Origin of the sequence: Aeromonas sp. PrichA-15, from assembly GCF_017939245.1 — a bacterium.
Lineage (GTDB): Bacteria > Pseudomonadota > Gammaproteobacteria > Enterobacterales > Aeromonadaceae > Aeromonas > Aeromonas caviae.
Window position 1 is genome coordinate 1 of record NZ_JAGKRH010000088.1, and the last position, 11,674, is coordinate 11,674.

The 11,674-nt window shown below is 61.8% G+C and carries 12 protein-coding genes and 1 pseudogene; 5 read left to right on the forward strand and 8 right to left on the reverse strand.

What is annotated here, in order from left to right:
- Nucleotides 1-438 precede the first annotated feature (438 nt).
- Both J9889_RS12940 and glnK read right to left on the reverse strand, forming a co-directional pair.
- On the reverse strand, nt 439-1,680 hold the full coding sequence (locus J9889_RS12940; protein WP_042864817.1) for an ammonium transporter: 1,242 nt from the start codon (nt 1,678-1,680) through the stop codon (nt 439-441).
- 25 nt (nt 1,681-1,705) lie between these two features.
- Nucleotides 1,706-2,044 (reverse strand): P-II family nitrogen regulator, encoded by a 339-nt coding sequence (glnK, locus tag J9889_RS12945; RefSeq protein WP_010675904.1) that lies wholly within the window; start codon nt 2,042-2,044, stop codon nt 1,706-1,708.
- Between the two features lie 386 nt (nt 2,045-2,430).
- Between glnK and J9889_RS12950 the strand changes: the two are divergent.
- Both J9889_RS12950 and J9889_RS12955 read left to right on the forward strand, forming a co-directional pair.
- Nucleotides 2,431-3,430: pseudogene (locus J9889_RS12950) on the forward strand (diguanylate cyclase).
- 130 nt (nt 3,431-3,560) lie between these two features.
- Complete coding sequence (locus J9889_RS12955; protein WP_010675902.1) at nt 3,561-3,974, forward strand: hypothetical protein; 414 nt, start codon at nt 3,561-3,563, stop codon at nt 3,972-3,974.
- A 62-nt stretch (nt 3,975-4,036) separates the two neighbouring features.
- Here J9889_RS12955 and J9889_RS12960 read toward each other — a convergent pair whose 3' ends face one another.
- Both J9889_RS12960 and J9889_RS12965 read right to left on the reverse strand, forming a co-directional pair.
- Entirely contained in the window at nt 4,037-6,031 is a 1,995-nt protein-coding gene (locus J9889_RS12960) for a methyl-accepting chemotaxis protein (protein ID WP_210556927.1), read from the reverse strand.
- A 405-nt stretch (nt 6,032-6,436) separates the two neighbouring features.
- On the reverse strand, nt 6,437-6,793 hold the full coding sequence (locus J9889_RS12965; protein ID WP_010675900.1) for a hypothetical protein: 357 nt from the start codon (nt 6,791-6,793) through the stop codon (nt 6,437-6,439).
- A 199-nt stretch (nt 6,794-6,992) separates the two neighbouring features.
- Between J9889_RS12965 and J9889_RS12970 the strand changes: the two genes are divergently transcribed.
- Nucleotides 6,993-7,715, forward strand: coding sequence for a response regulator (locus tag J9889_RS12970; RefSeq protein WP_010675899.1), 723 nt, complete (start codon nt 6,993-6,995; stop codon nt 7,713-7,715).
- 7 nt (nt 7,716-7,722) lie between these two features.
- Nucleotides 7,723-9,108: an ATP-binding protein gene (locus tag J9889_RS12975; protein WP_210556929.1), complete on the forward strand. Its 1,386-nt coding sequence runs from the start codon at nt 7,723-7,725 to the stop codon at nt 9,106-9,108.
- Between the two features lie 177 nt (nt 9,109-9,285).
- Here the strand turns inward: J9889_RS12975 and J9889_RS12980 are convergent, their stop codons facing one another.
- Both J9889_RS12980 and yjbD read right to left on the reverse strand, forming a co-directional pair.
- Nucleotides 9,286-9,495, reverse strand: coding sequence for a cold-shock protein (locus J9889_RS12980; protein ID WP_010675897.1), 210 nt, complete (start codon nt 9,493-9,495; stop codon nt 9,286-9,288).
- Between the two features lie 392 nt (nt 9,496-9,887).
- Entirely contained in the window at nt 9,888-10,172 is a 285-nt protein-coding gene (yjbD, locus tag J9889_RS12985) for a DUF3811 domain-containing protein (RefSeq protein WP_039040119.1), read from the reverse strand.
- Nucleotides 10,173-10,467: 295 nt separating this feature from the next.
- Here yjbD and J9889_RS24540 point away from each other — a divergent pair, with 295 nt between their 5' ends.
- Nucleotides 10,468-10,590, forward strand: a complete 123-nt coding sequence (locus J9889_RS24540; protein ID WP_010675895.1) for a hypothetical protein — start codon at nt 10,468-10,470, stop codon at nt 10,588-10,590.
- A 46-nt stretch (nt 10,591-10,636) separates the two neighbouring features.
- Here the strand turns inward: J9889_RS24540 and J9889_RS12990 are convergent, their stop codons facing one another.
- Together J9889_RS12990 and J9889_RS12995 are read right to left on the reverse strand one after the other, a co-directional pair.
- On the reverse strand, nt 10,637-11,407 hold the full coding sequence (locus J9889_RS12990; protein ID WP_109112161.1) for a transporter substrate-binding domain-containing protein: 771 nt from the start codon (nt 11,405-11,407) through the stop codon (nt 10,637-10,639).
- Nucleotides 11,408-11,539: 132 nt separating this feature from the next.
- Nucleotides 11,540-11,674 (reverse strand): transposase (locus J9889_RS12995; RefSeq protein WP_210538105.1); only part of this gene is annotated, 135 nt, incomplete at its 5' end.

Consider the following 11,674-nt stretch of genomic DNA (forward strand, 5'->3'; position numbering starts at 1 on the left):
AAAACTGGGAATAACGCCTTAAATGGCGAAGAAACGGTCTAAATAGGCTGATTCAAGGCATTTACGGGAGAAAAGATCGGCTCAAACTGAAAAAATGAAATGACTGAGTCAGCCGAGAAGAATTTCCCCGCTTATTCGCACCTTCCCTAATCGAACCTACGTAGTTGCCACCTCGATTATTTGATTCGTCCAGCCAGGGGCGCTTGCTTGCTCCTCCCCCTGCCAAGGGGGAGGCGGGGAGGGGGTCATGGCTCCATCCATCAATCGGCACGGCACATCCCGACCCTCCCCTTGCAAAGGGGAGGGGCAAAGCAGAGGGTTCACCGGTTGCATGGCAGAGTGGCATCACTCGAACCGTCCTCCTGCCTTCAGGGGCGCCGAGCCGCCAAAAAAACGGGGCCCGAGGTGTCCCCCGGGCCCCGCAAGCAGATGGCGTGCTTAGATGCTGGATTTGACGCTGACGAACTCGGGGTAGGCATCGATGCCGCACTCGTGGACATCCACACCCATCATCTCTTCCTCTTCGCTGACCCGCAGGCCCATGGTGGCCTTGAGCAGGCTCCAGACCACGAGGGAGACGACAAAGACCCAGCCGAAGATGGTGGCAGCACCCAGCAACTGGGCACCGAAGGTGGCGCTCGTGTTGGAGAAGGGCACCACCATCAGGCCGAACAGGCCGCAGACGCCGTGTACCGAGATGGCACCGACCGGATCATCGATCTTCAGGCGATCGAAGGCGACGATGGCGTAGACCACCAGGGCACCGGCCAGGGCGCCGATCAGGCTGGCGAACAGCGGGCTGGGGGAGGCCGGGTCGGCGGTGATGGCGACCAGGCCGCCGAGGGCGCCGTTGAGGATCATGGTGAGATCCGCCTTGCCCCAGGTGAGCTTGCTGACCAGCAGGGCGCCGACCACACCGGCGGCCGCGGCGGCGTTGGTGTTGACGAAGACGGTGCCGATGGCGGTGGCGTCAGCGGCGCTGGAGAGCGCCAGTTGGGAGCCACCGTTGAAGCCGAACCAGCCCATCCAGAGGATCAGGGTGCCCAGGGTCGCGAGCGGCAGGTTGGAGCCGGGGATGGGGTAGATCTCCCCTTGCTTGCCATATTTGCCGCGACGGGGGCCGAGCAGCAGCACGGCGGCCAGGGCAGCGGCAGCGCCCGCCATGTGGACGATGCCGGAGCCTGCGAAGTCGGAGAAGCCCGCCTCCTTCAGGAAGCCGCCACCCCAGCTCCAGTAGCCTTCCACGGGGTAGATGAAGCCGGTCATCACCACGCAGAACAGCAGGAAGGACCAGAGCTTCATCCGCTCTGCCACCGCACCTGAGATGATGGAGGTGGCGGTGGCGACGAACACCACCTGGAAGAAGAAGTCGGAGTGCAGGGAGTGGCCCGCGTCGTCCGCCTGGCTGCCCATCAGGCTGCCAAAGCTCGGCAGCCAGCCGCCAGCGCTGTTGTCCACGTACATGATGTTGTAGCCGACCAGCAGGAACATGATGCAGGCGATGGCATAGAGCAGGATGTTCTTGGTCAGGATCTCGGTGGTGTTCTTGGCGCGGACCAGGCCGGCTTCGAGCATGGCGAACCCGGCGGCCATCCACATGACGAGCACGCCGGAGATCAGCAGGTAGAAGGTGTCGAGTGCATAGCGCAGCTCGCTGACGGATGTGATCAACTCTTCCATGTCGTATTCCTCAGTTCCAGTCGTATCAAAGGGCGTCTGCGTCGGTCTCGCCGGTGCGGATGCGCACGGCGGCCTGCAGGTCATAAACGAAGATCTTGCCGTCACCTATCTTGCCGGTGTGGGCGGCCTTGCTGATGGCTTCGATGATCTGCTCGACGTTGTCGGCCAGGGTGGCGATCTCCAGCTTTACCTTGGGCAGGAAATCCACCTGGTATTCGGCACCCCGGTACAGCTCGGTGTGCCCCTTCTGGCGGCCAAACCCCTTGACCTCGGAAACCGTCAGCCCCTCGACGCCGAGGTTGGCGATGGCTTCGCGCACGTCGTCGAGTTTGAACGGCTTGATGATGGCGGTGATTAATTTCATGCAATATCCCCAATCCTTGTGGTTCACCCAGATAAAGGCAAATATTGCGCCAGAAAAGTATTTTTCTTTTTATTCATGCACTTACTTATTAATCGCAGCCCTGGTCAGCGAGGCTTGCCCAATATGGGCAGGGCTGCGCCAAAGGTGTGCACCGCCGTGGTGCAATCTGGCCGGCAGAAGAACGGAAGGGAGCGTGACGGCGCGCAAAACTCGAAAGTGTGCGGGCTGCTACTGTTGTTCAACAAGAGGGCTACTTGGCCGATAACCCGTCATGACGGGGTGTCGAGGCCAGTCGCCCCCTTGAAGGCTCGACCGGCAGGCCCGGTTTTCCCGCCAGGTCAACAAGCGGATCCGTGGCGCTGAGTAGCAGAACAAGGAAGGTTTTCATGCTGCATGACAATGAGATGACAAGGCTACCGGCCCTCGACGAGGCCGTGATGAGCGGTATGCTGGAGGTCGTGAGCGACGGTCTCTGGGACTGGAATGCCAACACCGGCTATGTCCATCGCTATCCCGGCTGGTATCAGATGCTGGGGTATGAGCCCCACTCCCTCGACAACACCGTCTTCACCTGGGAGAACCTGATCCACCCGGACGATCTGGCGCAGGTCATGGAGAGCTTCGATGCCTGCCTGAGCGGGCGGGCGGCGGACTACCGGGCCGAATACCGCTGCCGTTGCCGTAACGGTGACTACCTCTGGGTGGCGGATTGCGGCCGCATCGTCGCACGCAACCCGGACGGCAGTGTCGCCAGGATGGTGGGGGCACACCGCAACATCCACGCCCAGCGGGAACTCTACGCCCGGCTGGAGCTGCAAAACCGCACCCTGGAGCAGCAGGTGGCGCAGCGTACCGCCGAACTGGAGCGGCTCAACCAGGCATTGCAGTTCCAGGTGGAGGAAAACCGCCGCCTGGCGGAGACGGACTCCCTGACCGGCGCGGCCAGCCGCTATCGGCTGGAGCAGGCGGTGCGGCTGGAGCATGAGCGCGCCAAGCGCTTCAAGGAGCCCTTTGCCGTGATCGCCATGGACGTGGACGACTTCAAGCAGATCAACGATCGCCATGGCCACGGGTGGGGGACCAGACCCTGATCGATATCGTGCAGCTGACCCGGGGCTGCATCCGCGAGATCGATCTGCTGGCCCGCTGGGGGGTGACGAGTTCATGCTGGTGCTTCCCAATACCCGGTTGCCCGACGCCCGGATGGTGGCCGAGAAACTGAGGCAGCGCCTGAGCCATGCCAGGGTCAAGGGGATCGAGCCCGTGACCTTGAGTTTCGGGCTGGTGGAGTCCGACCCCGACGAGCAGGTGTCCCACCTGATGGCACGGGTCGACAGGGCGCTCTACCGGGCCAAGCTGGCGGGCAAGGACCAGCTCAGCGGCTGACAAGGGCACTGGTCGGAGCCGCTACGGGGCTTTTCCCCCCCGAATACGGCTTGACCAAGGGATTTTCTTGACTCCAATTCATCCCGCTGGTTTCATGCGCGCTCTTTTCATTCTTGCGAGATGTATCTTCATGAAAAAGTCCTTGCTGATTGCCCTGACCGCCCTGCCTCTGGTTGCCCACGCCGGCCTGATGGATTCCCTGACCGACACCGTGACCAGCAGCGTCACCAGCACCGCCAAAGAGATGGCTGGCAACGCCATGGACACCGCTTCCAACGAAGCGATCAAGAAGGCCCTGGACATCAAGGAAGGCGGCTCCAACAAGCAGGCTATCAAGGACAAGCTGGGCGCCCCGGCCAGCACCAAGACCGACGCCGGTCTGGAAGTGTGGACCTATGACCTGGATGCACTGAACAAGGCCTCCCCGCTGCTGGCCGAGACCACCAAGTCCTTGCTGAAAGACTCCGAAGTGGCCCAGAAGAACGTGGTCATCAAGTTCGAAGGCGAGACCGTGAAGACCCTGAACCTGGCCAACAAGGCCTGAGTCCTGGCAAGGTGAATGAAAAAGGGGCCCGCGGGCCCCTTTTTGCTGCCTGGTATTCAGGCTCACACCTTGAAGCGGTGCACCAGGGCCAGCAACTGGCGGTTGGACCCCAGCAGGGTGGCGGCGCTCTGCTCCGTGTTGCCGCCGTTCTCCACCAGGAGGTTCAGCATGTCGCGAATGCTCACCATGTTGCGGTTGATCTCCTCGGTCACCCGGCTCTGCTCCTCGGCAGCGGTGGCGATCTGGCTGCTGAGATCGTGGATCTGCACCACGGCGTCGGCCATGGTGTCGAGCCCGCCGGTGACCTGCCCCGTGGTGTCGGCCGCCGCCTGGCAACTGCGCTTGGTCTGCTCCATGGCGACCACGGCCTCGGCGACCCCCTGGGTGAGCCGTGACAACATGCTGCCCACTTCGGCGGTGCTGTTCTGGGTGCGTGCCGCGAGGGCACGCACCTCGTCGGCCACTACCGCGAAGCCCCGGCCCTGTTCACCGGCCCGGGCCGCCTCGATGGCGGCGTTGAGCGCCAGCAGGTTGGTCTGGGCGGCGATGCCGCCGATCACCCCGAGCACGCTGCCGATCTGCTGGGCATCTTCCTGCATCTCCAGCACCTTGGCGGCGGCGAGATCCACCTCGTCGATGAGGGCCACCACGCTGGCGGAGGCTGACCCCACCACCTTGCGGGAGCTGGCCGCCTGACCGTTGGCGGCCTCGGTGAAGCTGGCGGAGTCGTTGGCGTGGCGGGCAACGCTGTCGGCGGTGGAGCTGAGTTCGTTGAGGGCGGTGACGACCTGATCGGTTTCGCTGGCGTGTTCTCCCAGGATCCGCTTGGCCTGCCCGGTCTGCTGATCGAGCTGGGCCAGCTCGCGGGTGATGAGGTCGGTGGCGGCGGTCACCTGCACCATCATCTGTTGCAGGAAGGCGATGAAGCGGTTGACCGACAGGGCGATGTTGTCCAGCTCGTCATGCCCTTTGACCTGGATGCGGGCGGTCAGGTCGGCGTCGCCGGCGCTGAGGGCGTCGATGTTGAGCTTGAGGGTCTGCAGGCGGCTGCCAAGCTGGCTGATGGCCAGCACCATGAGCACGAACAGCAGCCCCGCCAGGGGGAGCTGGATGCTCGCCAGGGTGGCGAGCACATCCCGGCTGTCCTGGGTCAGGGTGCGGGTCGGCAGGGCGGCGGCCAGCAGCCAGGGGGTCCCTTCGATGGCCTCCATCAGCAGGGTCTGTTCCTCACCCTGATCCTGGAAGGTGGTGCGCAGCTGCCCCTTGCTCGCATCCTGGCCCAGCAGGCCGCTGATGGCGAGGGCGAAGGGATAGTCGGCGTGGGCGGAGAGGTTGCCGAGCACCACATCCCCGGTCAGACGGGCGTTGCGGCTCAGGATCTTGCCGTCAGCCTCGATGATCATCACCTGACCGCCGATCTCCTGCTCTTTCTTGGCCACCAGGTCGTTGAAGAAGCCCAGGGTGACGTCTATGGTCGACACCCCGTAGAGGGCGCCATCCTGGTAGATCCCCATGGCGCAGTTGGTTCTCGGCTGCTGGCTCGCGCCATCCTTGTAGGCGGCGGCCCAGGCACAGATGCCACGGGGCGCCTGCTGGCCAGCCTTGTGCCAGGGCTGATCGAAATAGTTGGGCGCCTCTGCCGAGTTCCAGTAGGTGTTGGGAATGAGGGCGTTGGACGCATCCCTGTGGAAGAAGGTGCTGAACTTGGCGCGCCCCGCCTCCCGCTTGTCCGGCAGGGGCCAGATGCCGCCACCGAAGACCATGCCGTTGCCGTACTGGTCGATGAGGGCCGGGAGCTGGGCATCTATCTGCTCGCTCGGCAGTTGTGCCACCAGCTGGGTGATGCTGCGCGACTGGGTCTGCACCCCGTTGAGCTGGTCACGGATATCGGTCGCTATCTCGCCGACTCGCAGCGCCACGTTCTCCTCCCCCGCCTTTTGCAGGGCGGGGGTGATCCAGATTTGGATGCCGATCACCGTCAGGGCGCACACCAGCGCCATGAAGCCCAGAAAAACGGCGGTATAGCGCCCCTTGATTGTGCCCAGATTCCATCCCATAACGACTCCTGTCCACTGTGTCCGGGATCGTGCCCGCATCTGTTGTGTGAGGGACCATTATGATTTATTTCGAAAGTGAAACGTTTGTTATCGATCACATAACATGATGCGGGCAGACAGGAAAAGGTGAAAAACTGGGGGTGGAGACAAAAAAAGGTGGCTTGCGCCACCCTGTCGTTTTCGCCGGTGTCGGGGCAGGGCCCCGCCGGATCACGGGTCTGCTTCGGCAAACCGCTTCATTACGTCGCCTTACTGGTTTGCTTCTGCGAACAGCTTGATCATCTCGACTTACTGGTCTGCTTCGGCAAACGGCTTCATTACGTCGATTTACTGGTTTGCTTCTGCGAACAGCTTGATCATCTCGACTTACTGGTCTGCTTCGGCAAACGGCTTCATCACTTCGATTTACTGGTTTGCTTCTGCGAACTGCTTCATCACCTCGGCGTGCTTGATCATGCCGTCGGCACGCAGACCAAGGTTCTTCACGAACTCAGCCTTCTTGGCCGGATCTTCAATCTTGTCGTAGCGCTGTTGCAGATGGGCCTGGATCTGTTCCGGGGTCATGTTCTTCATGCGGGCCATCTTGTCGTGGCGGCCGCCATGATGCTTGCCGCCCATCATGCCGGTACCGTCCATGGGGCAACCGGTCGCCGTGGCCTGGGTCGGCTGGGCGGTGGAGACGGCCTCGCTGGCGGCATAGGCACCGAGGGGCAGGCCGAGGATCAAGGTGGCGGTCAGCAGGGTCTTGGTCAGCTTTTTCATGGGTAACTCCTGTCGGATGTGTACGGGTAGAGGCTCTTTCGCCTTGGTATCCAGTAAACACCGTGGAAGTGTCTGAAATTTGCCAGTAGAGGCCTATTTTGTAGCAGAGTGTGGCACAGGGGCGTGCTGGCACACTTTGACACAACCCGCCCGGTTGATTTTCGTATAATCGCCCCAGCCCGATAACGGAGAGATGATGATGAACCAAGGCAGCCCTCATATTCTGGTGGTCGATGACCACAGCGAGATCCGCGATCTGCTCAAGCGCTTTCTGGAGCAGCATGGCATGCGCGTCAGTTGCGCCCGCGATGGCAAGGAGATGAAGCGGCTGCTGGATGAGCGGGAGTTCGACCTGCTGGTGCTGGATCTGATGATGCCGGGGGAGGATGGCCTCACCCTGTGCCGCGAGCTCAGGGTCAAATCCCGCCTGCCGATCATCATGCTGACCGCCATGGGGGAGGAGACGGACCGCATCATCGGCCTGGAGATGGGGGCGGACGACTACCTCTCCAAGCCGTTCAACCCTCGGGAGCTGCTGGCCCGCATCAAGGCGGTGATGCGCCGCACCCAGGCGGAGAGCCTGCCCGTGCCGGAGACCCTGACCCGGGATCTGCGCTTCGATCGCTGGCTGCTCGACGTCAATCGCCGGGAGCTGGTGGACGAGGAGGGGGTGGGGATGAGCCTCTCCACCGCCGAGTTCGATCTGCTCAAGGTGTTTCTGGAGCGGCCCCAGCGGGTGTTGAGCCGGGATCAGTTGCTGGATCTGGCCCGTGGCCGGGAGGCGGTGGCCTTCGATCGCGCCATCGATACCCTGGTGAGCCGACTGCGGCGCAAGCTGGAGCGGGATCCCAAGAATCCCGAGCTCATCAAGACCATCTGGGGTGGCGGTTACCTGTTCGCCGCCGACGTGACCCAGGAGTGAGGCCGACATGATCAAGCGCGTCTTCGCCAGGCTGCTGCCCAAGGGGTTGACCGGCCAGATAGTGCTGGTGGCCCTGGCGGGGCTGGTGCTGATCCAGCTGCTCAGTATCCAGATCTACCGTTCGGACAGGGAGGAGGCCCTCGGTTACGTCAACAGCCGCAACGCCATGCAGCGGATCATCTCCGTGGTGCGCCTGCTCTCCCTCTCTCCTCCTTCCCTCTATCACGAGATCCTCAAGGCGAGCCGCAGCGAGACCCTGCTGCTTCGTCTGGCCGACGAGCCGTTGCAGCCGGACAACCGCAGCCCCCGCTTCGAGAAGCTGGTGCGGGCCAAGCTCGGCTATCCATCCTCCCTGGCGGTGGAGATCAGCGCCGAGCTGAAGCAGGACATCCAGCGCAGCCGGGCCTGGCAGCACCACAACCGCATGATGAAGGATCGCAACGGCATGCCGCCGCCCCAGGACATGCGGCTCTACGGCTCCATCGAACTGCCCAACGGCGGCTGGCTCCAGTTCAGCTCCCTGGTGGACAAGGAGACGGCGAGCTGGTCCTGGCAGACAACCCTCAACCTGCTGCTGGTGGCGAGCCTGGTGATCGGCCTGATGATCTGGCTGTTCCGCCGGGCGACCCGTCCCCTCAAGCAACTGGCCGCCAACGCCGACAGGCTGGGGCGTGGTGAGGACATCGAGCCCCTGCGTGAGGAGGGGCCCACCGAGATCCGCGAGTCCATCCAGGCCTTCAACCGGATGCACACCCGGCTCGATCGCTTCGTGCAGGACAGAACCCGGATGCTGGCCGCCATCTCCCACGACCTGCGCACCCCCATCACCAGCCTGCGGCTGCGCAGCGAGTTTCTGGCGGACGGGGAAGACAAGGAGCGCTTCCAGCAGACCCTGCAGCAGATGGAGCAGATGCTGGCGGCGACCCTGAGCTTTGCCCGGGAGGAGGGGCAGCAGGAGGCGACCCGGGAGCTGGATCTGGTCAGCCTGCTGGGGAGCCTGTGTGACGACTATGCCGACATGGGCCAGCCCGTCACCTGCCTGGCCGAGGGCAAGCAGGTTTACGCCTGCCGCGCCAACACCCTGCGCCGGGTGCTGCAAAACCTCATCGGCAACGCCATCAAGTACGCAGGGGGGGCCGAGGTCTCGCTGGTGCGCGGTGACGGCGAGTTGCTGATCCTGGTTCGCGATCAGGGGCCGGGGATTGCGGAGAGCCAGCTGGAGGAGGTGTTCAAGCCCTTCGTGCGCCTGGATGAAGCCCGCAACACCGAGTCTGGCAGCGTGGGACTGGGGCTCGCCATCGCCCGCACCCTGGTGCACCAGCACGGCGGTGAGCTCAGCCTTCACAATCGCCAGGAGGGGGGGCTGGAGGCGCGGATCAGCCTGCCCCTGTAAGGAACCTGACCAGGAAATGGGGCACCACCAGGGTGCCCTTTTTGCTGGCCGTGGCGAGAGGGAAGCAGGGCAACACGCCGGTCACCCGGAAACGGGCAACAAAAAACCCGCCGAAGCGGGTTTTTTCAATTCTTGCTGAGGCCCTTGCCCAAAGAGGGGAAGGTGCTCCGGCTTGAATTACTGCGGAACGACGTTCGCAGCAGCCGGGCCTTTCTGGCCTTGCTCGATGGTGAACTCAACGCGCTGACCTTCTTCCAGGGTTTTGAAACCGTTGGACTGGATGGCGGAGAAGTGAACGAACACGTCTTTGCTGCCGTCAGCCGGGGAGATGAAACCGAAGCCTTTCTCGGCGTTGAAGAATTTTACGGTACCAGTCATTTTGGACATGATAATTTCCTTGAGTAGTGATTAGTGAAACGCCACCGGAGCGGCAATCCATGATTTTTCGTCAGAAATACGTATGGGGAGCACTAAAGAAGGAGAATTATCTGGCAAGAATTATCGGGGATAACTGCCTGCACAAATCACTGCTTTAAGATGACTGCCTAACATAATCAGGTCTGAACTACCGAACCATCGAAAACGATTAGAACACGCACACCCTGTCATGGCAATCTTTATCTTGGTATTCGTTTCAGTCAGTGATGGCTGGATAGGCGTTTTATCCGGGTGTGCATCAGCTGCCAGGCGCCTCCTGCTGCCCTTTTCAGGGAGATGACATGACGCTCTGCCAGCCCCCTTTTTTGCAGCAGCGTCATCTGCGAGCATTCATGCTGCCGTTACCGTCTGCCACGGTATTTGTTGCTGACGGAATCGGACCAGCTGAAGGTGTCAGGCAGCACTTGGGCGCTGGCTCGCTCCTTGGCTTTCTCCCGTGCCAGTGCGGAAGCCGCCTTGGCGGCCTGGGCGCGATCGGCGGCGATCTTCTGGCGTCCTGCTTCGCGGATCTTGTTGCGCTCCCCGTTGGTCAGGGTGTGATCGGCATTGGCCTGGGCCTTTTGCACCAGCAGGGCAATCTCGGCTTTCTCGGCCTCGGTCAGATCCTTCATTTCCAGCTTCTTCATGACGCGCTCCTGCGATCGTTGAATGCCCACTCTAACACACATCCACCGGAGACAGGCTGACCATCCGTCCTCGGATGCCAAAAGTGTCGCCCGGTCGTCATTCCCGGGGGGGGACGCTACGGGAACGCCTGGCTGACAGGCGCTGCCGGGAGGCTGGATCCCGGCGGAAGATTGGGAGTATGCTGAGGCCAGTGCGATCCCCGATCGTCACTGTTGGCGTACTGAAATCCACGATTCGGCTGACATGCTGGAACACCCGTTCCAACTGTCCAGGTAACCTTTTTGGAGTCTGATGATGAGCAACAAAGAACAGCATCACGGCAAAGATGCCAAGAAAAAACCGCAGATGTCACTGAAAGAGAAACGCGAAGCCAAACGTCAGAAAGCAGAGCTGAAAAACGGCAGCGCGATGAAGTAACGCTCCATCCACTGCGGCTCCCTGGAGCCGGTATCAAGCCAGTCCATCATGGGCTGGCTTTTTTGTCTCCGGCAGTAGAGGTGGTGCCATAGGCGGCAAAGATCCGCTCATAGCGCCCGTCCGCCTTCATCTTGGCGAGCTGTCTGTCGAACCATTGTCGGTGGCCCGCCTCGCGAAAGGCGAAGTGGTAGTGAGTCGGGGGGAAGAGGTCGTGCTGTCTGACCTTGTCCTTGGGATAGCGGTCGCCCTCCTGGTCATCCCCGAGCAACTGCACCAGATAGTAGTAGAACACCCGTTGTTCCAGGATCACGGCATCGGTGCGCCCGAGCAGGAGCCGCTGTACCTGTCCCTCCTGCCTCGCCACCTCTTCATAACGGGGATTCTGGTCGACGATGTCGGAGAAGGTCGTTCCCAGAATCTGCCGTGCACGCTGGAAGGCACTGACTCGCAGGGTCTGCAAATCCTTCATGGTGTGGACTGCCGTCGGCGCCAGGGTAAAGACCCGGTTGTGGAAGGTGATCACCGGCTGTGAGAGGTAGGCGCTTTCCAGCATGCCGGGTTTGACGTTGATGATGGCGTCCAGCTTGCCTTCCTCCAGCATCCTGAAGGTGCGCTCCAGGGGAAGATAGACGACCTGCAGCTCATGAGGGCTGCCTGCGAAGGCCTCTCGCATGAGATCGAGTTCGATGCCCCTGTCTTCGTGGCTGATGACATAGGGAGGAATGGCAAAGCTGACGCCGACCCGCAGCGGCTCCGCGGCAAGGTGGCCGCCGAACATCAGCAGGGCGAGGCACAGCAGACGACTCAAGTGGTTCATGCAGGTTCCCGAAGGGAGAAATCGTCTCGATGATAGCCACAAGCCTGGACGAAGAGGACGTAAAGCGCGGGAAAGTGGCAGCAACATGGTCGTCGGGGGAGGTGAATGCGTCAGAAACAGGTAAAAAAAGGTTCATCGCGGCTTTCCGGGGAAGGCCGCCTTGATTTTCAGAAAAAAGTATTCTGAGTCCCTAAATCCATATGCCATGCGCTTTATCACTTTGATCTTGTTGTTCACCCCTTCCAGCACACTCGTGTGCATCGGGTA

Bases quoted from the DNA above. Each gene is read 5' to 3' on its own strand.
- J9889_RS12970 (WP_010675899.1), top strand. From the start codon at position 6,993: ATGAACCAAGGCAGCCCTCATATTCTGGTGGTCGATGACCACAGCGAG.
- J9889_RS12955 (WP_010675902.1), top strand. From the start codon at position 3,561: ATGAAAAAGTCCTTGCTGATTGCCCTGACCGCCCTGCCTCTGGTTGCC.
- J9889_RS12965 (WP_010675900.1), bottom strand. From the start codon at position 6,793: ATGAAAAAGCTGACCAAGACCCTGCTGACCGCCACCTTGATCCTCGGC.
- glnK (WP_010675904.1), bottom strand. From the start codon at position 2,044: ATGAAATTAATCACCGCCATCATCAAGCCGTTCAAACTCGACGACGTG.
- J9889_RS24540 (WP_010675895.1), top strand. From the start codon at position 10,468: ATGAGCAACAAAGAACAGCATCACGGCAAAGATGCCAAGAAAAAACCG.
- J9889_RS12990 (WP_109112161.1), bottom strand. From the start codon at position 11,407: ATGAACCACTTGAGTCGTCTGCTGTGCCTCGCCCTGCTGATGTTCGGC.
- J9889_RS12960 (WP_210556927.1), bottom strand. From the start codon at position 6,031: ATGGGATGGAATCTGGGCACAATCAAGGGGCGCTATACCGCCGTTTTT.
- J9889_RS12975 (WP_210556929.1), top strand. From the start codon at position 7,723: ATGATCAAGCGCGTCTTCGCCAGGCTGCTGCCCAAGGGGTTGACCGGC.
- yjbD (WP_039040119.1), bottom strand. From the start codon at position 10,172: ATGAAGAAGCTGGAAATGAAGGATCTGACCGAGGCCGAGAAAGCCGAG.
- J9889_RS12980 (WP_010675897.1), bottom strand. From the start codon at position 9,495: ATGTCCAAAATGACTGGTACCGTAAAATTCTTCAACGCCGAGAAAGGC.
- J9889_RS12940 (WP_042864817.1), bottom strand. From the start codon at position 1,680: ATGGAAGAGTTGATCACATCCGTCAGCGAGCTGCGCTATGCACTCGAC.